Here is a 20,694-nt window from a genome sequence, read left to right as displayed (position 1 = left end):
TGCCCCACCTCACCACCGAGCACCACCAGGCCGGGATCGAGGATCACGCAGACCGCCGCGACCCCGAGGGCCAGCCGGTGCGCGATCTCATCCAGCAGCGGCTCTCCCTCCGTTCCGGCGGCCACCGCCACCGTGACGCATTCGCCCGCGCTCCCGGCCGCGAAACCGTACTCCTGCGCCAGCTCGCTGACCGCCTCCGCGCTGACCAGCGACTGCAGACCGCCCGCCAGTGACGGCAGCCGCCCCGGCAGGGTGCGAATGTCCTCGGGCAGCGGCACGCCGGGCACCGGCAGGTAGCCGATCTCGCCCGCGCTGCCCGAACGCCCCCGGTGCAGCTTGCCCCCGAGCATGACGGCCATGCCCAGGCCACGGCTCGACCACAGCAGCACGAAGTCGTCGAGGCCTTTGGCGGCCCCGTCGGCACGCTCGGCGAGAGCGGCGAGGTTGACGTCGTTCTCGATCGTCACCTCCCGTCGCAGGTCGCCGGCCAGGGCCTCGTGGATGCCCTCGTGCCAGCCGGGCAGGTCGAACGAGAAGCGCACGTCGCCGCTGCGCGGATCGACCACGCCCGGCGTGCCGATCACGACGCCACGCAGTTTGCCGAGCCCGACCTTGGCTCCGCGGCACGCCTTCACGATGGCGTCGTGCACGGCCGAGACCGGGTCGTCGTGGGCGTGCGGGTCGACGGCGACGTCGGCGATCGTGTTGCCGTGAATGTCGGCGATCGCACTCGAGATCAGGTCGGGCCCGACCTCCAGCCCGGCGACGTACGCGCTGGAGGCGATCACGGAGTAAAGGGCCGCGTTGGGCCCGCGGCCGCCGGCCTGCGTGCCGACCACCTCGACCAGACCGCGCTCCTCCAGCCTGGCCAGCGTCTGCGACGCCGTGACCTTGGACAGGCCGGTCAGATCGCCGATCTGACCGCGCGTCATGGGACCGGTGGCCAGTAACAGCTCCAGAGCGGCCCGGTCGTTGATCTCCCTGAGCAGTCTGGGCACACCAGGGCGTCGCTCCACGCTGAATCCCACCGTCACATCGGAAAAGGTTGTTCGAAGTTTAGCGCTCCCATCCTCGCGTGACGTCGCAGGTGAACACGAGATTTCCGCATGATCATCCGGTCGTCGCGCTCCCGCGGTCGGCATCGTAGCCCGCTGATCGACCTGGCCCGGAAGTCCGTGTCGGATTCGGATCTGGTGCCCGTTCTGACGAGGTTGCGCCTAACCAGTGTTGACCAGGAGGGATAATCGAAAACATGCGCCTCTCCGCTCGTGTCGACTACGCCCTCCGAGCCGCCGCCGAACTCGCCGCAGCAGGTGCGGGCCCGACCACCGTGGGCGAGCTCGCCAAGGAACAGGACATGCCGCCCAAATACCTGGAAAACATCCTGCTCCAGATGCGGCGCGCCGGACTGGTACGCGGACAGCGGGGACCCGAGGGCGGTTACGTCCTGGCCAGGCCCGCCACCGACATCTCGCTCGCCGACGTGATCAGGGCCGTGGACGGCCCGTTGGCGAACGTACGCGGCGAGCGGCCCGAGCACGTCGGCTACCGGGGCCCCGCCGAGTCGTTGCAGCAGGTGTGGATCGCGTTGCGGGCGACCGAGCGCTCCATCCTGGAGGAGGTCACGCTGGAGCAGGTCGCCTCGGGGTCGCTGCCCGAGCGCATCCGCCAGCTCGCGGCCGACCCCGCCGCCTGGGACTGACGCCGCGCAGGCCGCGCCAGTTTGCCGGAATCGCCACCGCAATGTCACTAAGAGTGAGAAGGTGGCTACTCGGCAACAGAATGGTCCAAGGAGGTCCCCATTCCGTGGCGAACCCCCTTCAAGGCCCGGCGCCGCCTCCTGCACATCCTTCTGGTGGCCGAGGTGTTCGTCGCGCTGGCCGACGCCGTCTACATCCCCGTTCTGCTGCCGGCGTTGCTGCTCGCCGGGCCGGTGATCGCCGCACATTGCCTGACCGTCCTGCAGACCGTCCTGCTCACGGCCACAGCGCTCGTCCTGGCCCTCCTGCTGCCTGTCCTGGGAGACGGCGCGGAGCCGCTCCACTATGTCGCGCGAACGTTGATCGTCGCCGTCGGCGGGCTGCTGTGCGTCGCCGTCGCCCAGCGCCATGAACGGCAACGCGCCGACCTGAGCCGCATCACCCGCATCGCCGAGCGGGCGATGATCCCCGCGTTGCCCGCCGAGCTGGGCAGCGTCCGCCTGGCCGCCCACACCCGCTCAGCGGCCCATGGCGCCCGCATCGGCGGGGACCTGCACGAGGCCATCGCCACGGCCGCGGGCGCGCGCCTGATCATCGGGGACGTCAAGGGTCATGGCTTGGACGCCGCCCACCTCAGCGCGGCGGTGCTGAGCACCTTCCGCCGTATCGCCGCCACCGCTCCCGACCTGGCCTGCCTGGCCCGCGACCTCGACGCCCGCCTCGGCCCTGACCTCGGGCCCGAGGACTTCGTGACCGTGCTGCTGGCCGACTTCGTGCCTGGCGGGGTCCTGCTCGTCAACTGCGGCCATCCCGCGCCGATCCGGATCGACAACCGGTTACGCGTGCTCGAGCCGCCCCGCTCCTGCCGCCCGCTGGGCCTGTCCCCCGACCCGTACGTATGGCGCGTCCGCCTGCTGCCGACCGACCGCCTGTTGTTGTTCACCGACGGATTCACCGAGGCCCGCGACCGAAGCGGCGCCCACCTGCCTTTCGACGAGCACCTGCACACCGCCCTGACCGCCCCCACGCTGGGGGAGGCCCTGCGCGACCTGCTGGACCTGCTGCACGACCATGCCACCCGCGCCTGCTCCGACGACATGACCCTCATCCTCGCCCAACCAGGCTCACACCCGCCCTCACCTCCCCACGACCACTGACCGGCCACCACCCGGGGTGCGATCATGCGGGTCACTTGCGGACGAACCCGAGCGAGACCGTGTTGATCTCGGCAAAGCGGGGCTTTCCCCATTCGGTGCCCGCCTCCCACGGCGTGGGGCAAGCATGCGCGCGTAACGGCGGCCCGCCACTGAAGGGCTCAGAGGCCGTATTCCTGGAGGGCCCTCAGCCGAAGTACGCCGAGTGGCGGCCCGCTCGGCCCCGCCGTAAAGAAGGCCGTAGAAGATAGGGGGTCTTGAGTGCTCTTGAGGCCGGCCGAACGCCGAAACAGAAGAGGGATATGAGGCTTGAGCCGGCCGAGCCGGGAGGCGCGGGCGGCACATTCGTAGACTGGAAAAATGCCCGAAGGAGACGCCGTCTATCGGACGGCCGCGCGCCTGCGGGACGCGTTGGACGGCCGTGTGCTCACCAGATCCGATTTCCGCGTCCCCCGGCACGCCTCCGCCGACCTGACCGGCCGAACGGTCCTGACGACCCTCTCCCGCGGCAAACATCTCCTCACCCGCGTAGACGGCGACCTGACCGTCCACACCCACCTCCGCATGGACGGCAGCTGGCGGATCATGGCGGCGACGGCGCGCACTCCGCCCGGCGACCAGATCAGGCTGATCCTGGCCAACCAGCAGTGGACGGCGATGGGCGTCAAGCTCGGCATGGTGGATCTCGTCAGGACCGGCGACGAGAATCGCGCGGTGGGCCATCTGGGGCCGGATCTGCTGGGGCCGGACTGGGACCCGGACGAGGCCGTGCGGAGACTGCGAGGGGTGCCCGGCAGGACCATCGGGGAAGCGCTGCTCGATCAGCGCAACCTGGCGGGGATCGGCACGATCTATCGCGCCGAGACCTTGTTCCTGCGGGGGATCTGGCCGTGGCGAAAAGTCGGGGAGATCGAGGATCTCAACGGGCTCGTTTCATTGGCGCAGCGGCTGCTGGACGCCAACAAGGGGCATGCGGGCACGGTGACCACAGGAGATCGCCGCCCGGCGAATCAGACCTGGGTCTACGGCAGGGCGGGGAGGCCCTGTCGCCGATGCGGCACCCGCATCAGCCGCGGGGAGATGGGGGCGCAGCCACAGGAGCGGCTGATCCTGTGGTGTGCCGGCTGCCAGCCGAGCTAGGCAGCCACCATGTCTTTGACTTCGGGGAACACGGAGTCGGAGATCGACCCCGGAACCGTCTCGGCAAGGGGCAGGCGCTCGTGCTCCGGCACATCGGCAAGCACAGGAGCAGCCTGGAGCTCCGCCAGCGCGAACTGGTCGGACACTTCACGCAACACCTGCGAAAGCGGCACTCCGAGCGCGCCGCAAATGGATGCGAGCAGCTCGGACGAGGCCTCCTTCTGGCCGCGCTCCACCTCGGACAAGTAGCCGAGCGAGACACGGGCAAGCGTGGACACCTCGCGTAGCGTTCGTCCCTGCCGCACCCGCAACCGCCTCAGCACGTCGCCGAGCAGCTGACGCAGCAGAATCATCTGTCGCTCCCTCCCCGGCGCGGAAGTTTTCACCACGCCTCGCGCGATCGGATCGTGCCGCACTTTGGTCTTCTTAGCTTCGTACATACTCCTCGCCGTCATCGCTGGGCGTCGCCGCCCCTGAACCGCCGCTCGTGCCTCATTGCGCGACGCATCAGGCCCGCCTGCCGGGCGCTCGGTGCTTGCAGTTGGCTCACGGACCTCACTCACAGCTCCACCGTACCCGTATCCACCGACGCGGCGTCAGACCGCGCAAGGCATGTTCGCTCGGGACGTAACACGGTAATCATCTGGAATGTTCCCCTATGTTCGTCTTCAGCACACCTGCCAGGAGATCAACGGCCTCGTCCACCGTCTCTACCCTGATACGTTCGCGCGACCCATCAAGTCTCAATTCGCGCGCCCAAATCTGCCCACCGGGCCCGGAAACGGCCACATGCACGGTCCCGACAGGCTTGCCGTCCTGCGGCTCCGGACCGGCCACACCGGTCACCGCCAGCCCGTACGTGGCCCCGCACAACCGCGCGACCCCCGCCGCCATGGCCGCGGCCACCTCCGGGTGCACGGCCCCCTCCCTCTGGAGCAACTCCCCGGGCACCCCGAGCAATTCCCGCTTGAGATCGGTCGCGTACGAGATCACCCCGCCGCGGAACGCCTTCGAGGACCCCGACACGGACGTGAACGCGGCCCCGATGAGCCCGCCGGTGACCGACTCGGCCACCGCCACCGTGGCAGACCGCCGCACCAGCATGGACAGCACCTCGGCCACATCCATCGTCGATCACTCCCCGCGCGCTTGCCTGGCCACCTTACGCAACCTCACGGCCCTGATCAGATAGTCGACGCCCGTGGCCACCGTGACGACCAGCGCCGCCCCCATCACCACCCACCGGACCACCGGCGGCACGAAGGGCAGCAGATAGAGGACGATCGCGGCGATCTGCAGCACGGTCTTGACCTTGCCGCCGTAGCTGGCCGGGATGACCGCGTGCCGCAGCAGCATGAACCTCAGCGCCGTGATGCCCACCTCCCTGCCGATGATCAGCCCTGTGACCCACCACGGCAGCTCGCCCAGGATCGACAGGCACACCAGCGCGGCGCCGATGAGTGCCTTGTCCGCGATCGGATCGGCGATCTTGCCGAAGTCCGTGATCAAGCCGTACCTGCGGGCCAGCTCGCCGTCGAGGTGGTCGGTGATCGAGGCCACCGCGAACACCGCCAGCGCGGCCACCCGCCAGCCCGCGCCCGGCAGGAGGAGGCAGACGACAAAGAAAGGGACGAGCGCCAACCGGAGGACCGTGAGGATGTTGGCGATGTTCCACGGGCTCACCACCCGGCGCTCGTCCTTCTTCATGGACCGGCCTTGATCCGCGCGATCAGGTCGACCCCCTCGGCGTCGACCACGACCGCGCGCACGATCTGCCCCCTGACCAGCCCGATGCCCTGCACCGTGACCGAGCCGTCGACCTCGGGCCCCTGGTGGGCGGCCCGGCCCTCGTAGCCGCCGTCGCCCAGGTCGTCGTCGATCAGAATGTCGACCTCGGTGCCGATGCGCTCCTCCGCCCGCTGGGCGGTCAGCTCCTCGGCCAGTGCGGTGAGCACGCGCACGCGCTCGTCGATGACGTCCTGGTCGAGCTTGCCGGGCAGGTCCGCCGCCTCGGTGCCGTCCTCGTCGGAGTAGCCGAACACGCCGATGACGTCGAGCCTGGCCTCCTCCAGGAAGGCCACCAGCTCGCCGAACTCCTCCTCGGTCTCCCCGGGAAAGCCCACGATGAAGTTGGAGCGCACGCCCGCCTCAGGAGCGCGCTCCCGTACGGTCTCCAGCAGTCCCAGGAACCGCTCGGGGTCGCCGAAGCGGCGCATCCTGCGCAGCACGCTGTTGCTGGCGTGCTGGAAGGACAGGTCGAAGTAGGGGACAACGCCCTCAGTGCCGGTGATGACGTCGATCAGCCCGGGACGCAGCTCGGCCGGCTGCAGGTAGCTGACCCGCACCCGCTCGATGCCGTCCACGGCGGCGAGCTGCGGCAGCAGCTTCTCCAGCGCGCGCAGGTCGCCCAGGTCCTTGCCGTAGGACGTGGAGTTCTCGCTCACGAGAAGGAGCTCGCGGACGCCCCGGTGGGCCAGCCAGTCGGCCTCCGCCAGCAGCTCTTCCGGCATGCGGGAGACGTAGGAGCCGCGGAAGGCCGGGATGGCGCAGAACGTGCAGCGCCGGTCGCAGCCGGAGGCCAGCTTGAGCGAGGCCACCGGACTCTCGTCCAGCCGCTTGCGCAGCACGCGTGGCCCGCTCGCGGGGGCCAGCCCGTCCGGTAGGTCGCCGTGGCCGGGGATGTGGGTCTTGGACGCGCTGGCACGATCCACCGGCGAGATGGGCAGCAGCGTACGGCGGTCACGTGGCGTGTGGGGCTTGAGCGGCCGGCCATCGAGCACGTCGTCGAGGCGGTCGCCGATCTCGGCGTAGTCGTCGAAGGAAATGACCGCACTGGCCTCCGGCAGCGCCTCGGCCAGCTCGTTGCCGTAGCGCTCGGCCATGCAGCCCGCAGCGACCACCTTCGCACCGGAGTCGGAGGCGGCCAGCAGCGTGTCGATGGAGTCCTTCTTGGCAGAGTCGATGAAGCCACACGTGTTGACGACGACGACATCAGGGTCGTCATCGCCCAGCTGCCAACCGGCAGCCTCAAGTCGCGCGGCGAGCTCCTCGGAGTCGACCTCGTTGCGCGCGCAGCCCAGAGTGATCAGCGATGCGGTTCGGCGGGATGACATGGTGAACACTACGGTATCGGCAGTTGGCCACCACCGATGCACGGGTCCACTTGTGAGGGAGTGCCGTCGCCTGGAGGAGCGGCGGGAGCGCAGCGACCAGAGCGGGGGAAGGCGACGGCATCCGGCGACCGAACCCGCCTCACGCAGTGAGGCCAATAAACAGGGTGGGAGTGCCGTCGCCTGGAGGAGCGGCGGGAGCGCAGCGACGGCTACCTCGCGCGCTGCCGCGTCGGCTGCTTCGGCGCCTCGAACGAGCGCCGCACCGCCTCCCCGCGGCCCCCGAGCCCCTTCACCCGCTTGCCGTTGACCAGCACCGACACCGCGCCGGCATCGCTGAGCACCAGGTCGACCTTCTCCGGTGTCCGCCAGGTGGAGGTCTTGCCCGCCTTCAACGTCCCCGAGAACAACCGCCGGCCCTCCGCGTCGTGCACGTTCACGTACGACGACCGCTTCGCCTTGATCTGCACGGTCACCATGCTCTTGCTGCTCGCGCTCTTCGAAGGCTTGGGCGTCTCGGTGATGGGCGTGTTCGGCGGGACGCTCGGCCGGGCCGAGGCCTGCCGCACGCCGGCGGTCTGCACGTGGTCACCGGACCCGCCCAGCACCCGCATCATGCCGAAGACCACCACGATGGCCAGCGCCACCCCGAGCGCCATCGTCCAGTTGGGCCCCCGCCGCTCCGGCACGTTGATCTTCTTGTCGGCCTGGAACACCGCCGCGGCCCTCACCGGCTGGGGTGCCCCGCCGTGCTCCTGGTCATAGAGATGCACGGTGGCCTCAGGATCCAGCCCCACGGCCCTGGCCACCGCTCTGACGTGGCCTCTGGCGTAGAACTGGCCGCCACATTGACCGTAGTCGTCCTGCTCCATGGCATGGATGATCGCCTCGCGGATGCGCGTGGCCGCGCTCACCTGCGCGACCGTCAGCCCCGCCGACTGCCTGGCTGCCGCCAGCATGGCTCCGATGCTCTGCTCCTGCACGGCGAAACGCCTCCCCGATGGCGCCTGGTCTGTCCCACCACGACATTGCGTAGTGGTTCATATTCAACCAGTAACCGCCCCGCAGGCACGCATTGGGGTCATTCGCCACGCAGGTCAGCCAGCAAACCCGGCAGATCGTCGGGCTTGACGAGCACCTCGCGAGCCTTGGAACCCTCGCTCGGGCCGACCACGTTGCGGCTCTCCAGCAGGTCCATGAGCCGCCCGGCCTTCGCGAAGCCGACCCGCAGTTTACGCTGCAACATCGAGGTCGAGCCGAACTGCGTGGTCACGATCAGCTCGGCCGCCTGGATCAGCACCTCGAGGTCGTCGCCGATGTCCTCGTCGATCTCCCGCTTGACGGGCGCCGCGGCCACGTCCTCGCGGTATTCGGCCTGCATCTGCCCCTTGCAGTACGCGACGATCTCGGCGATCTCCTTCTCCGAGACGAACGCGTTCTGGATGCGGATGGGCTTGCTCGCACCCATCGGGAGGAACAACGCGTCGCCCTGGCCGACCAGCTTGTCGGCGCCCGGCTGGTCGAGGATGACCCGCGAGTCGGTGAGGCTCGACACGGCGAACGCCAGCCTGGACGGGACGTTCGCCTTGATCAGGCCCGTGACCACGTCGACGGACGGCCGCTGCGTGGCGATCACCAGGTGGATGCCGGCCGCGCGGGCCAGCTGCGTGATCCGCACGATCGAGTCCTCGACGTCGCGCGGCGCCACCATCATGAGGTCGGCCAGCTCGTCCACGATCACCAGCAGGTACGGGTACGGCTGGTAGACCCGCTCGCTGCCGGGCGGCGGCACGAGCTTGCCCGCCCGCACGGCCTTGTTGAACTCGTCCACGTGCCGGAACCCGGACGCGGCCAGGTCGTCGTAACGCCGGTCCATCTCCCCCACCACCCATTCGAGGGCCTCCGCGGCCTTCTTCGGGTTGGTGATGATCGGCGTGATGAGGTGGGGAATGCCCTCGTACACGCTGAGCTCGACCCGCTTGGGGTCCACCAGCACCATGCGCACCTCGTCCGGCGTGGCCCGCATGAGGATGCTGGTGATCAGCCCGTTGACGCAGACCGACTTACCGGCGCCGGTGGCACCCGCGATGAGCAGGTGGGGCATCTTCGCAAGGTTCGCGACGATCGTGCGGCCCTCGACGTCCTTGCCCAGGCCGACGATCATGGGGTGATGGTCGGCCTGCGCCACCTGTGAACGCAGCACGTCGCCGAGTGACACCAGGTCCTTGTCTGCGTTCGGGATCTCCACCCCGATCGCCGACTTACCTGGAATAGGCGACAAAATCCTGACATCCGCCGACTTAACGGCATAGGCGATGTTCTTGGTGAGCGCCGTCACCTTCTCGACCTTGACCGCCGGACCCAGCTCGATCTCGTACCGGGTCACGGTCGGCCCCCGGGTGAACCCGATCACCTGCGCGTCGATCGTGAACTGCTCCAGCACGCTGGTCAGCGCGTTCACCACGGTGGTGTTGGCCTTGGTCTGCGGCTTGGGCGCGCTGCCCTGCTTGAGGAACTGCAGGTCAGGCAGGCTGTATGGCCCCGCCTGCGGCGACAGCACCAGCTGCTCGACCTTGCGTGGCGCGGGCGTCGGCTGCGGCGGCTCGGGCTTGCGCTCCACCTCGAGGGCGGGCGACTCCTCGTCGGTCAGCCCGGGCACGATCTCCGGAGAGTGGTCGGCCCGCTTGTCAGGCTTCTCCGCCAGGATGGGGGTGTCGTACGGCTTGACCGTGTCGCCGCCCTCACCGCTCTCCGACTTCTTGGTCCTGGTCCGCTTCTTGCCCGGCTCGCGCGGCTGCGGGTCCGCCTGCCGCTCGAACAACATGTGCTTGAGCTCGGCCAGCCGCTCGGGGATCCGGTGCACGGGTGTGGCGGTGATCACCAGCACGCCGAACCCGGACAGGAGCAGCAACAACGGGATCGTGATCCACGGCGGCAGGATGCTCATCGGCGGCGCCGACACAATGAACCCGATCATGCCGCCGGCCGCCGACACCTTGTCCATGCCCTGGCCCTCACCGGCCGGGTACGGCGTGTCGTTGGCCACGTGGATCACGCCGAGCACGCCGACCAGCAGCGCGGCCCAGCCGATCACCATGCGGCCCGTGTCGGCGTTCTGGTCGGGGTGGCGAAGGTAGCGCCAGGCCAGCAGGCCGAGCAGCAGCGGCAGCGCCCAGGCCAGCGAGCCGAACACGCCCCGCACGGCTGCGTACACCACTCCGGAGATCGCCCCGTCGGAGTGGCGCCAGGTCATGGCCGCCAGCACGATCGCGCCCGCGAGCACCGTCAGCCCGATGCCGTCCCGCCGGTGCGCGGGATCAAGCTCGCGGGCGTTCTTGCCGAGCGCGCGGGCCATGCTGCCGACGCCGTTGGCGAACAGCATCCACAGTCCGACGATCAGCTTGCCGATCATCGTGAAGACCCAGCTGATCGGATCCTGGTGGGCGATCGAAGGCTTGCGGCCAGAGGCGGCGCCCCTCGTCCTGGACCCCCCCGCCGAAGTGCCTGTCCGCTTCGCGGGGGTCGAGCGAGACGAGGTCGACCGCTTTGCCGGCCCCTTCGATGCGCTTTTCGGCGTACGGGTGGCCATGATGCCAAAGGTACGTCGGAGACACCGCACCGCGCGCGGAGGCTCGCCGATCTCCCCTCACATCGCCCTCGTCAAAGGTGGCGAGAGGTTCATCCATTGTCCACGCAACGGCCGCATGGGCGCAGGCCATGTCTTTCTCAATGGTGAGTATGCCTCTCCTCAATTTCCGGGACGTGGCCGTGGAGACCGCGCTGCGCCCGGGCGTGCTCTATCGCTCCGCTCAGCCGCACACGCTCACCCTCGCGGACGCGGAGCTCGTGGCGGGCCTGCGGCTCATCGCCGACCTGCGCGGTGACGACGAGCGCGACCCCGGCGACTGGGCGCCGGTCCTGGGCGGCGCCGTCAGACATGCGCCACTCGGCGCCGGCTCCGTCGCCGCGCCCGCCCACCTGGCCTCGCTCCCGCCCGACCTGGACCTCGGTGACATCTACATAGGCATGCTCCAGCACAGGAAGACCTGGCTCGCCGGGGTCGTCGCGGAGATCGCCGACGGGCTCCCCGCGCTCGTCCACTGCGCCGCGGGCAAGGACCGCACGGGCATCGTGATCGCGCTGATCCTCGACCTGGTCGGCGTGGACCACGAGGCCATCGTGCGCGACTACGCGCTCACCGCCAAGGCACTGCCGGACCTGATGCTCACGCTCGGCATCGCGCTGCCGCCCGGTCTGCCCCCCGCGCTGCTGGAGGCGCCGGAGAGCGCGATGCGCACGTTCCTGGCCGCGCTCAGCGGGCAGGGCGGCGCCGAGCGGGTCCTGCTCGCCGGCGGCCTGACCCCCGCCCACGCCGACCGCCTGCGAGCGGCCCTCATTCCCTGGCCCGGCCCGCCACGGAGGAGATCACGTCGAAGGCGGCCTGCATGGCCGCCACCCGGTCGGCCAGCTCCTTGACCGTGTCCCGCAGCCCTTCGTCGCCGGAGGCGCTCTCGACCAGGCTCGTGAGCCGGGACTCGACCGCGCCGAGCCGTTGCGCGAAGTCCGACAGCGCCTCATGGTCGTGGACGAGCTGCGTGAGCAGCGTGGTCTGCTCGACCAGCACCGCGGTCTTGCGGAACAACTCGATGAAGACCGCCACCTTGCTCCTGAGCACCCACGGGTCGAAGGGCTTGGTGAGGTAGTCCACCGCGCCGACCGCGTAGCCGCGGAAGGCCGCGCCCGAGCCCGGCTCGGTGCCGGTCAGGAAGATGATCGGCACGTCCCTGGTCTGATCGAGCCGCTTGATGTGGGTGGCGGTCTCGAATCCGTCCATGCCGGGCATGAGCACGTCGAGCAACACGACCGCGAAGTCGTTCCGCAACATCAGCTTCATGGCCTCCTGACCCGACCTGGCCTTGAACAGCCGCTGCTGGAGCGGCCGCAGGATGGCCTCCAGCGCGACCAGGCTCTCGTCGTTGTCGTCCACCAGCAGGATCTTGACCTGGCGGTTCATCGCTCGATCCACCCCCGCATCACCTCGAGCAGATGGTCGAGGTCGACGGGTTTGGGCACGTAGTCGGAGGCTCCGCAGGAGATCGTCTTCTCCCGGTCGCCGGGCATCGCCTTCGCGGTGAGCGCGATGATCGGCAGCTCGGCGAATCTCGGCATCTCCCGTACGACGGCGAGCGTCTCGTAGCCGTCCATCTCCGGCATCATCACGTCCATGAGCACGAGGTCGATGTCCGCTTCACGTTCCAGCGCCTCGATGCCCTCCCGGCCGTTCTCGGCGTAGACGATCTCCATGCCGAGGCGGCCGAGCACGTGAGTGAGGGCGTAGACGTTGCGGATGTCGTCGTCCACGATCAGCACCCGACGCCCCACGAAAGCCTCGCCGAACGGGCCGCCCTTGAGCAGGCTCAGCTTGGCCCCGGACTGCCACAGGTCGTCGTTGTCCACGACCGGCCACTCGGCCTGCTGCATGGCACGGGACTCCACGGGCTTGGGAGAGGGCTGCCACTCGGGGTCGCCGGTGACACTCTGCGCCGGGCAGCCTGCGGGCACGTACAGCGTGAACGTGCTGCCCACGCCGGGGGTGCTGCTGGCGTGGATCTCGCCGCCGAGCAGGTGGGCGATCTCGCTGCTGATCGACAGGCCCAGTCCCGTGCCGCCGTACTTGCGGCTCGTGGTGCCGTCGGCCTGCTGGAACGCGCCAAAGATGGCCGGCAGCTTGTCGGCGGCGATGCCGATGCCGGTGTCGCTGACGGCGAACACCAGCACCTCGCCCTCCGGCGTGCGCCTCTCGGGGTCGACGGACACCTGCAGGCGCACCTCGCCGTGCGAGGTGAACTTGACGGCGTTCGACAGCAGGTTGCGCAGGATCTGCTGGAGCCGGCGCTCGTCGTTGTAGAGCTCGCGCGGGGTGCCGGGGTGTACCTCGATCTCGAACGTCAGACCGCGGTCCACGGTGAGCGGCCGGAACGTGGCGTCCACGTAGTCGAGCAGCTTGCTCAGCGGCAGCTTCTCCGGGCGCACGTCCATCCGCCCGGCCTCGATCTTGGACAGGTCGAGGATGTCGTTGATGAGCTGGAGCAGGTCGCTGCCGGCGTTGTGGATCGTGGTGGCGAACTCCACCTCCTGCGCCGACAGGTTGCCCTCCGGATTGTCGGCCATCAGCCTGGCCAGGATGAGCAGGCTGTTGAGCGGAGTGCGCAGCTCATGGGACATGTTGGCCAGGAACTCCGACTTGTAGCGGGAGGAGGTGGCCAGCAGGTGGGCCTTCTCCTCCAGCGCCGCGTTGGTCTTGCGCAACTCGGCCTGCTGGCGTTGCAGCTCGTCCGAGCGGCCCTGCAGCTGCTGGGCCAGCCGCTGCGACTCCGACAGCAGCGACTCGGTGCGGGAGTTGGCGATGATCGTGTTGATCGCGACGCCGATGGTCACCACGAACTGGTCGAAGAAGGCCAGGTGCACGTCGCTGAACCGGCTGAACGAGGCCAGCTCGATCACACCGAGCACGTTGTCCTCGAACAGGATCGGCAGCACCACGACGCTGGCCGGCGCGGCCTCGCCCAGCCCCGAGTGCACCTTGATGTAGCCGGGCGGCACGTCCTCCAGCAGGATGCGCTTGCGTTCCAGCGCCGCCTGCCTGATCAGCCCCGACCCGGGGCTGCCCGGGCCGGGCAGCACGTCGTGGGCCGCGCCGTAGCCGGCGATGTAGGCCAGGGAGCCGTCGGGTGAGTCGTGGTCGGCCAGGAAGAACGCGCCGTACTGGGCGCTGACCAGCGGCGTCAGCTCGCGCAGGATGAGGTCGGCCACCTCGACGAGGTCCCGGTGACCCTGCATGAGGCCGGCGATGCGGGCGAGGTTGCTCTCCAGCCAGTCCTTGGCCCGGGTGGTCTCGCGCAGGTTGGCGACCATGAGGTTGACGTTGTTCTTCAGCTCGGCGACCTCGCCCTTGGCCTCGACGCTGATCGCGCGGCTCAGGTCGCCCTGGGCGACGGCGCTGGCGACCTCGGCGATGGCGCGTACCTGGGTGGTCAGGTTGGAGGCCAGCTCGTTGACGTTCTTGGTGAGGCGTTCCCACGTGCCGTAGACGCCCTCGACCTCGGCCTGCCCGCCGAGCCTGCCCTCCGATCCGACCTCGCGGGCCACGCGGGTCACCTCGGAGGAGAACGACGACAGCGTGTCGACCATGGTGTTGATCGTGGTCTTCAGCTCGAGGATCTCGCCGCGGGCGTCCACGTCGATCTTCTTCGACAGGTCGCCGTTGGCGACCGCGGTGGCGACCTGGGCGATATTTCGGACTTGGCTGGTGAGGTTGGAGGCCATGAAGTTCACGTTGTCCGTGAGGTCCTTCCACACCCCGGACACACCCCGCACCTGCGCCTGACCGCCGAGCCGCCCCTCCGTGCCCACCTCACGCGCCACCCGCGTCACCTCGTCGGCGAACGCCGACAGCTTGTCGACGGTGGCGTTGATGGTGTCCTTGAGCTGGAGGATCTCTCCTCGAGCGTCCACAGTGATCTTCTTGGACAGGTCGCCGTTGGCGATGGCGGTGGTGACCATGGCGATGCTTCGGACTTGGCTGGTGAGGTTGGAGGCCATGAAGTTCACGTTGTCCGTGAGGTCCTTCCACACCCCGGACACACCCCGCACCTGCGCCTGACCACCGAGCCCTCCCTCCGTACCCACCTCACGCGCCACCCGCGTCACCTCGTCGGCGAACGCCGACAGCTGACCCACCATCGTGTTGACGGTGTCCTTGAGCTGGAGGATCTCGCCCTTGACGTCCACGCTGATCTTGCGGCTGAGATCGCCCTGGGCGACCGCGGTGGCGACCTGGGCGATGTCGCGGACCTGCTCGGTCAGGTTGGATGCCATGAAGTTCACGTTGTCCGTGAGGTCCTTCCACACCCCGGACACACCCCGCACCTGCGCCTGACCACCGAGCCGCCCCTCCGTACCCACCTCACGCGCCACCCGCGTCACCTCGTCGGCGAACGCCGACAGCTGACCCACCATCGTGTTGATCGTGTCCTTGAGCTGGAGGATCTCGCCCCGGGCATCGACGGTGATCTTCTTCGACAGGTCGCCGTTGGCCACCGCGGTCGTCACCTGGGCGATCGAGCGCACCTGGGTGGTCAGGTTGGAGGCCATGAAGTTGACGTTGTCGGTGAGGTCCTTCCAGGTGCCGAGCACCCCCTTCACCTCGGCCCGCCCACCGAGCTGCCCCTCGGTGCCGACCTCGCGGGCCACCCGGGTCACCTCGCTGGCGAATGACGACAGCTGGTCCACCATGGTGTTGACGGTCAGCTTGAGCTCCAGCAGCTCGCCGGTGGCCTCGACGGTCACCTGCCTGGTCAGGTCGCCCCTGGCCACGGCCGTGGTGACCACCGCGATGTCGCGCACCTGGGCGGTCAGCCGCGCGGCCATGGCGTTGACCGCCTCGGTCACGTCGCGCCAGCTGCCCGACATGCCCTGCACCTTGGCCCGGCCGCCGAGCCGTCCCTCGGTGCCGACCTCGCGCGCCACCCGGGTCACCTCGTTGGAGAACAACGCGAGCTGGTCGACCATGCGGTTGACCGCCTTGCCCATCAGCCGCAGACCGCCACGCAGCGGCCGGTTGTCCTCCTGCAGATCCACCCGCTGCGACAGGTCGCCGTCCGCGACCGCGTTGAGCACGCGCGTGGCCTTGGCCGCGGGAACGACCAGCGCGTCGATCAGGGAGTTGACCGCGGTCACGTTGATCGCCCAGCTCCCCGTGCCGGGGCTGTGGCTGAGCCGCTCCTCGAGCCGCCCGCGCCTGGCCACCTCGCCGCGCACCCTGGTCAGCTCGGCGGTCAGATGCTCATTGCGCTCGACGACCTGGTTGAAGACGATGGCCAGCTCGGCCAGGACCGGATCGTCCGGCACGTCGAGGCGATGACGGAAGTTGCCGTCACGCAGCCCTTGCAACGCCGTGATCAGGGGCCTCAAGTCCGATGGGTGGAGCGATCCACGTACGTACGGGGGTTCCAACTGCGCGACCATGGCGGCCTTCTTCACAACTGGAGAACTGGAGGTATCGACGGCATCAGTCTGACACTCTGAGAGTGACCGAACTGCCACATCGAGTGATGTTCTAGGACGCACAGTGGACACGACCCGGGTGTCGAGCACGGCCTTCGACGGCACGCCCCATGCCCCAGCACACGCGCGCAAGTTCGTCCGCCAGGTGCTCGGCGAATGGCGGCTGGGCCATCTGGCGGAGGACGCCGTGCTGCTGACCAGCGAACTCGTCACGAACGCCGTGGTGCACGCGGGCACCGGCATCGAGCTGACCTGCCGGCTGGACGTCGAGGCCACCCCGGCGAAGCTGGAGATCGAGGTCGACGACCACCATCCGACAAGGACCATCGAGGAGAGCGACGCCGAAGCCACGCCGCCCGACACGATGCGCACCTCGGGGCGTGGACTGGCGCTCGCGGGCCTGCTGGCCGACGCCTGGGGCGTCACGTACACGAGGACCGCCAAACGGGTCTGGGTGCGCATGGAGATCGGCGACGGCTTCGACCGGCAGGAGGCCCTGCCCGCCGCGCTCCCCCTCGCACCGCCCGTCGGGTCGCTGCACGTCGGCGTCATCGTCTGCGACCGCGACGGGGTCGTCGAGTCGTGGAACTCGGAGGCGGAGCAGCTGCTCGGCTGGCCGGCCAAGGAGGTCGTCGGCGGGCCGCTGGAGAAGCTGGTGGCCTGGCGCGGCCACGGCCCGTACGCGCTGACCCTCGCCGACACGCTCGGCCTGGGCCGCTGGCGCGGCGAGGCCCGCATGCGGCACACCGACGGCAGGCTGGTGCCCGTCTACGTCTCACACCTGCGGGCGCGGGGGCAGCGGTCGGCGATCTGGATGGTGGTGGCCGCCGACCACCGCTACGTGCTGACGCCGCCGCCCGCGCCGCTGCGCAGGGAGGCGGGCCGGCGCATCAAGGACCTCCTGGACCAGGACATGCCGTTCACGGAGCTGCTCGACACCATCGCGCAGATCGTCCAGGTGTCCAGCGGCGGCGACGCCGCGTACGTGCTGCTCTCGGCGGACGGCGGCGACACGTTCGGTGTGGCGGCGGGCGCCGGCGCGCCGGCGGGTCTGGTGGGCGTGCTGGCCACGGGCGTGTTCGGCGCCGACCGCAAGACGCCCACGCTGCTCGACGACCTGCTGGCCGAGGACGTCGAGCTGGCCGAGCAGCTGCGGGCCAGGTCGCTGGCGTGCGCGCCGCTGCTGGTGTCCGGGGAGGTGACCGGCTACATCGTGGTGACGGCCGCGCAGCCGGGGCGCTTCGACCAAGAGCTGACCGTCAGCCTGCAGCACATCGCCGGCCAGGTGGCCGTTCCCGTGCAGCGGGAACGGCTGGCCGAGCAGGACCGGGCGCACCGCGGGCGGCTGTCGTTCCTGGCCGAGGCGGGCGAGCTGCTCGCGGGGGTGCACGACGAGGAGCTGATCGCGGCGTTGACGGCACAGCTCGTCGTCCCCAAGATCGCCACCTGGGCCGCGATCTACCTGACCGATCTGGCGGGGATGACCAGGCTCGCCCACGTCTGGCACAGCGAGGAACGCCACAACGCAGACCTGCGCACGCTGTTGCCGGCCATCCCGCGGACCGCACTCAACGAGGTGAGCTGGCCGGTCGGCCCGGAGACCGTGCTGTCGTTCCCGCTGCTCACCCAGGGCAGGTCGCACGGCGCACTGGTGATCGGCCGCGCCGAGCCCACCCTGCCGCTTGAGCTGGCCGATCTGCTGGCCGACCTGTGCCGGCTGGTGGCGCTCAACCTGCACACGGCCATGCTGTACGCCCGGCAGGCCACCACGTCGCGGGTGCTGCAGCGCAGCCTGCTGCCCATGCGCGTGGCCCCCATGCCGGGGCTGGAGTCGGCGGTCGTCTACGAGCCGGCCGAGGAGGGCGCGGACGTCGGCGGTGACTTCTACGACCTGTTCACGGTGGCCGACCACTGGTGCTTCGCGCTCGGCGACGTGTGCGGCAGCGGGCCCGAGGCTGCGGCGGTCACCGGGCTGGCCAGGCACGCCGTACGCCTGCTCGCCAAGGAGCACTACACGGTGGCCGACATCCTCGACCGGCTCAACCAGGCGCTGCTGGAGGAGGGTGAGGACGGCAGGTTCCTCAGTCTGCTGTGCGGCGAGCTGACCCCGCTCCCCCAGGGCGGCGCGGTGTGCACGGTCGCCTCGGCCGGCCATCCGCCGCCGCTGCTGCTGCGGGCGGGCGGCACGGTCGAGGCGGTGGCGACGCCGCAGCTGCTGCTGGGCATCGAGCCGGACGCCAGGTTCTACGTCGAGACGTTCGAGCTGGCGCCCGACGAGGTGCTGCTGTGCGTCACCGACGGCGTCACCGAGCGGCGCGACGGCGACCGCCTGCTCGACGACGGCGACGGGCTGGCGGCGCTCCTGTCCGGCTGCAGAGGGCTGAGCGCCCACGCGGTGGCCGAACGGGTGCGGCACGCGGTCGAGATGTTCGCCGCCGAGCCGTCGCAGGACGACGTGGCCCTGCTGGTGATCAAGGCCGCCCCTCTGCGACAGGTCAGGACGTGAACTTGTAGCTCGTGGTGGAGGTGCGGCGCTCGCCCGGCCGCAGCACGGTCGAGGGGAAGTGCGGCTGGTTGGGCGAGTCGGGGTAGTGCTGCGTCTCCAGGCACAAGCCGGCGAACGGCCCGTACGGCGTCGTGACCCCGTCGAGCATGCTGCCCGTGTAGAACTGCACGCCCGGCTCGGTGGTCGTGACCTCCATGGTCAGGCCGGCCGCCGTGACCTGCATGCCGCCGTTGAGCACGAAGCAGTGGTCGTAGGCGCCGTCGTAGCGCTCGGCGACGGCGTGCGGCTCGGTGAAGTCGAACGGCGTGCCCTTGACCGGCGCGAGCTCCCCGGTGGGGATCTTGTGCTCGTCCACCGGCAGGTAGTGCTCGGCCTCGATGCGCAGCACGTGGTCGCGTACGTCGCCGCTGCCGGCCAGGTTGAAGTAGGAGTGGTTGGTCAGGTTGACCACGGTCGGGGCGTCGGTCCCCATCGTGTAGTCGATGCGCAGCGTGTCGTCCGCCAGCGCGTACGTGACCTGCGCGGTCAAAGTGCCCGGGTAACCCTGCTCGCCGTCGGGGCTGATCAGCCCGAGGGTCACCGAGTCGTCGGTGCGGTCCTGGATGGTCCACACCTTGCGGTCGAAGCCCTCGATGCCACCGTGCAGGCTGTTGACGCCGTTGTTGATCGGGAGCTGGTGGTCGACGCCGTCCAGGGTGAAGCGGCCGTACGCGATGCGGTTGCCGTACCTGCCGACGACCGCGCCGAAGTAGCGGCTGCGGATCAGGTAGTCCTCCACCGAGTCAAGCCCGAGCACGACGTTGCGGCCCGACACCTCCAGCGAGCGCACGATGGCGCCGAGCGTGAGCACCTCGGCACGCAGCCGTCCCGATGACAGCTCCACCTGCTCGACCTGCTCCCCCGACGGCAGCGTTCCGAAGATCATTTTTGTGCCCTTCCCGTTGACTCGCGGACGATGAGGGCGGTGTCGAGGGTCACTGTCGCGCCCTCGCCCCCCGACTGCAGCAGCAGGTCGACGGCCATCCTGCCGGCCGCCACGGCGGGCATGGCCACCGTGGTCAGCTTGGGCCGGTTGAGCCGGCCGGGCAGGATGTCGTCGAACCCGATGACACTTATCTGGTCTGGTACCCCGATCTCCATGGCCGTCAGCCCCTCGATCAGGCCAAGCGCCACGAGATCGTTGTACGCGAGCACGGCGGTCGCCCCGCAGGCCGCCACGTCCGCGGCCACGGCCAGGCCGCCGGCCTCGGTGGGCTGGTTGGGACCGAAGAAGACGAGGTCGAGCCCCGGCGCCTCGGCGGCGACGCCCTGCATCTCGTTGCTGGTCCATGAGCCGATCGGGCCGGACACGAGGGCGATCCTGCGGTGGCCGAGTCCGGTCAGGTGCTCGAGGGCGTGCTTGGCGCCCTGGGCGACGTTCATGAGCACCGCGGGCATGCCCTTGATCCGGCGGTTGACCACCACGAACGGCACGTCCTCGGCAAGGCGCTCGATCATCCGGTTCGACAGGCGGGGGCTGCACAACAGGACGCCGTCCACCTGTTTGGTGAACGTCCTGATCAGCTCCTCCTCCACCCGCGGGTCCTCGTCGGTGTCGGCCACGAACACGTGGTAGTCGCGGCCCCTGGCCTGCGACTGGGCGGCCTTGATGAGCGGGGGGAAGAACGGGTTGGCGATGTCCGCGACGATCAGGCCCAAGTTGAACGTGCGTCCTGTCGTGAGCGCCCTGGCCGCCCGGTTGGGGCGGTAGCCGAGGTCGTCCGCGGCGGCCATCACCCGGCTCCTGGTGGCAGGATTGACCAGGTGCGGCGCGGAGAAGGTGCGGGACACGGTGGACACGTGGACGCCGCAGGCACGCGCCACGTCCTTGATCGTCGCCGTCATCGCCGTCCTCCCCATGCAAACGGTTGCCAGACTAAACCTTGACCTTCGTCGGTCCTGTCGTCAAGGTTCCTGCAACCGGTTGCTAGGGCATGCAGGGTGATACACGCCCCTGCCGCACTCCCCCGTTCATACCC

At 69.6% G+C, this 20,694-nt stretch carries 16 protein-coding genes; 5 read left to right on the top strand and 11 right to left on the bottom strand.

The annotated features are described in order from the left end of the window. On the bottom strand, positions 1–1,016 hold a 1,016-nt coding region (locus ETD86_RS39720; protein WP_138671788.1), incomplete at its 3' end, for an ROK family transcriptional regulator. A 236-nt stretch (positions 1,017–1,252) separates the two neighbouring features. Between ETD86_RS39720 and ETD86_RS39715 the strand changes: the two genes are divergently transcribed. The 3 genes from ETD86_RS39715 (at position 1,253) to ETD86_RS39705 (ending at position 3,994) form a co-directional block, all read left to right on the top strand. Beyond that, complete coding sequence (locus tag ETD86_RS39715; RefSeq protein ID WP_138671787.1) at positions 1,253–1,702, top strand: RrF2 family transcriptional regulator; 450 nt, start codon at positions 1,253–1,255, stop codon at positions 1,700–1,702. Between the two features lie 153 nt (positions 1,703–1,855). Continuing rightward, on the top strand, positions 1,856–2,857 hold the full coding sequence (locus ETD86_RS39710; protein WP_138671786.1) for a PP2C family protein-serine/threonine phosphatase: 1,002 nt from the start codon (positions 1,856–1,858) through the stop codon (positions 2,855–2,857). A 357-nt stretch (positions 2,858–3,214) separates the two neighbouring features. Beyond that, positions 3,215–3,994 carry a DNA-formamidopyrimidine glycosylase family protein gene (locus ETD86_RS39705; protein ID WP_138671785.1) on the top strand — a complete coding sequence of 260 codons (780 nt, stop codon included), beginning with the start codon at positions 3,215–3,217 and terminating at the stop codon, positions 3,992–3,994. On the opposite strand, the gene ETD86_RS39700 is transcribed toward ETD86_RS39705, so the two are convergent. The 6 genes from ETD86_RS39700 to ETD86_RS39675 all read right to left on the bottom strand — a co-directional run bounded on the left by ETD86_RS39700 (position 3,991) and on the right by ETD86_RS39675 (position 10,516). Further along, on the bottom strand, positions 3,991–4,347 hold the full coding sequence (locus ETD86_RS39700; protein ID WP_091084154.1) for a helix-turn-helix domain-containing protein: 357 nt from the start codon (positions 4,345–4,347) through the stop codon (positions 3,991–3,993). The genes ETD86_RS39705 and ETD86_RS39700 overlap by 4 nt on opposite strands. 286 nt (positions 4,348–4,633) lie before the next feature. Then, positions 4,634–5,122 (bottom strand): CinA family protein, encoded by a 489-nt coding sequence (locus ETD86_RS39695; protein ID WP_138671784.1) that lies wholly within the window; start codon positions 5,120–5,122, stop codon positions 4,634–4,636. Positions 5,123–5,128: 6 nt separating this feature from the next. Then, on the bottom strand, positions 5,129–5,701 hold the full coding sequence (pgsA, locus tag ETD86_RS39690; RefSeq protein WP_138671783.1) for a CDP-diacylglycerol--glycerol-3-phosphate 3-phosphatidyltransferase: 573 nt from the start codon (positions 5,699–5,701) through the stop codon (positions 5,129–5,131). Further along, positions 5,698–7,107, bottom strand: coding sequence for a 30S ribosomal protein S12 methylthiotransferase RimO (gene rimO / locus ETD86_RS39685; protein ID WP_138671782.1), 1,410 nt, complete (start codon positions 7,105–7,107; stop codon positions 5,698–5,700). Before rimO ends, pgsA begins: the two co-directional genes overlap by 4 nt. A 209-nt stretch (positions 7,108–7,316) precedes the next feature. Beyond that, a complete protein-coding gene (locus tag ETD86_RS39680) occupies positions 7,317–8,087 on the bottom strand; it encodes a helix-turn-helix domain-containing protein (RefSeq protein ID WP_138671781.1) in 771 nt (256 codons plus the stop codon). A 98-nt stretch (positions 8,088–8,185) separates the two neighbouring features. Continuing rightward, positions 8,186–10,516 carry a DNA translocase FtsK gene (locus ETD86_RS39675; protein WP_425465687.1) on the bottom strand — a complete coding sequence of 777 codons (2,331 nt, stop codon included), beginning with the start codon at positions 10,514–10,516 and terminating at the stop codon, positions 8,186–8,188. A gap of 326 nt (positions 10,517–10,842) precedes the next feature. Here ETD86_RS39675 and ETD86_RS39670 point away from each other — a divergent pair, with 326 nt between their 5' ends. After that, a complete protein-coding gene (locus ETD86_RS39670) occupies positions 10,843–11,580 on the top strand; it encodes a tyrosine-protein phosphatase (RefSeq protein ID WP_211370613.1) in 738 nt (245 codons plus the stop codon). Here ETD86_RS39670 and ETD86_RS39665 read toward each other — a convergent pair. Further along, a complete protein-coding gene (locus ETD86_RS39665; RefSeq protein ID WP_138671778.1) occupies positions 11,498–12,118 on the bottom strand; it encodes a response regulator in 621 nt (206 codons plus the stop codon). The two genes, ETD86_RS39670 and ETD86_RS39665, sit on opposite strands and share 83 nt — an antisense overlap. Next, complete coding sequence (locus ETD86_RS39660) at positions 12,115–16,131, bottom strand: HAMP domain-containing protein (RefSeq protein ID WP_211370612.1); 4,017 nt, start codon at positions 16,129–16,131, stop codon at positions 12,115–12,117. Before ETD86_RS39660 ends, ETD86_RS39665 begins: the two co-directional genes overlap by 4 nt. A 103-nt stretch (positions 16,132–16,234) precedes the next feature. On the opposite strand from ETD86_RS39660, the gene ETD86_RS39655 reads away from it, so the two are divergent. Continuing rightward, positions 16,235–18,676, top strand: a complete 2,442-nt coding sequence (locus ETD86_RS39655) for a SpoIIE family protein phosphatase (protein ID WP_138671777.1) — start codon at positions 16,235–16,237, stop codon at positions 18,674–18,676. On the opposite strand, the gene ETD86_RS39650 is transcribed toward ETD86_RS39655, so the two are convergent. Further along, entirely contained in the window at positions 18,666–19,601 is a 936-nt protein-coding gene (locus ETD86_RS39650) for an aldose epimerase family protein (RefSeq protein WP_138671776.1), read from the bottom strand. The two genes, ETD86_RS39655 and ETD86_RS39650, sit on opposite strands and share 11 nt — an antisense overlap. Beyond that, entirely contained in the window at positions 19,598–20,560 is a 963-nt protein-coding gene (locus ETD86_RS39645; RefSeq protein ID WP_138671775.1) for a LacI family DNA-binding transcriptional regulator, read from the bottom strand. Before ETD86_RS39645 ends, ETD86_RS39650 begins: the two co-directional genes overlap by 4 nt. Positions 20,561–20,694: the final 134 nt, after the last annotated feature.

Origin of the sequence: Nonomuraea turkmeniaca (assembly GCF_005889735.1) — a bacterium.
Lineage (GTDB): Bacteria > Actinomycetota > Actinomycetes > Streptosporangiales > Streptosporangiaceae > Nonomuraea > Nonomuraea turkmeniaca.
Note: the sequence above shows the minus strand (reverse complement) of the source record. Positions and strands in the feature narration are given on the sequence as shown.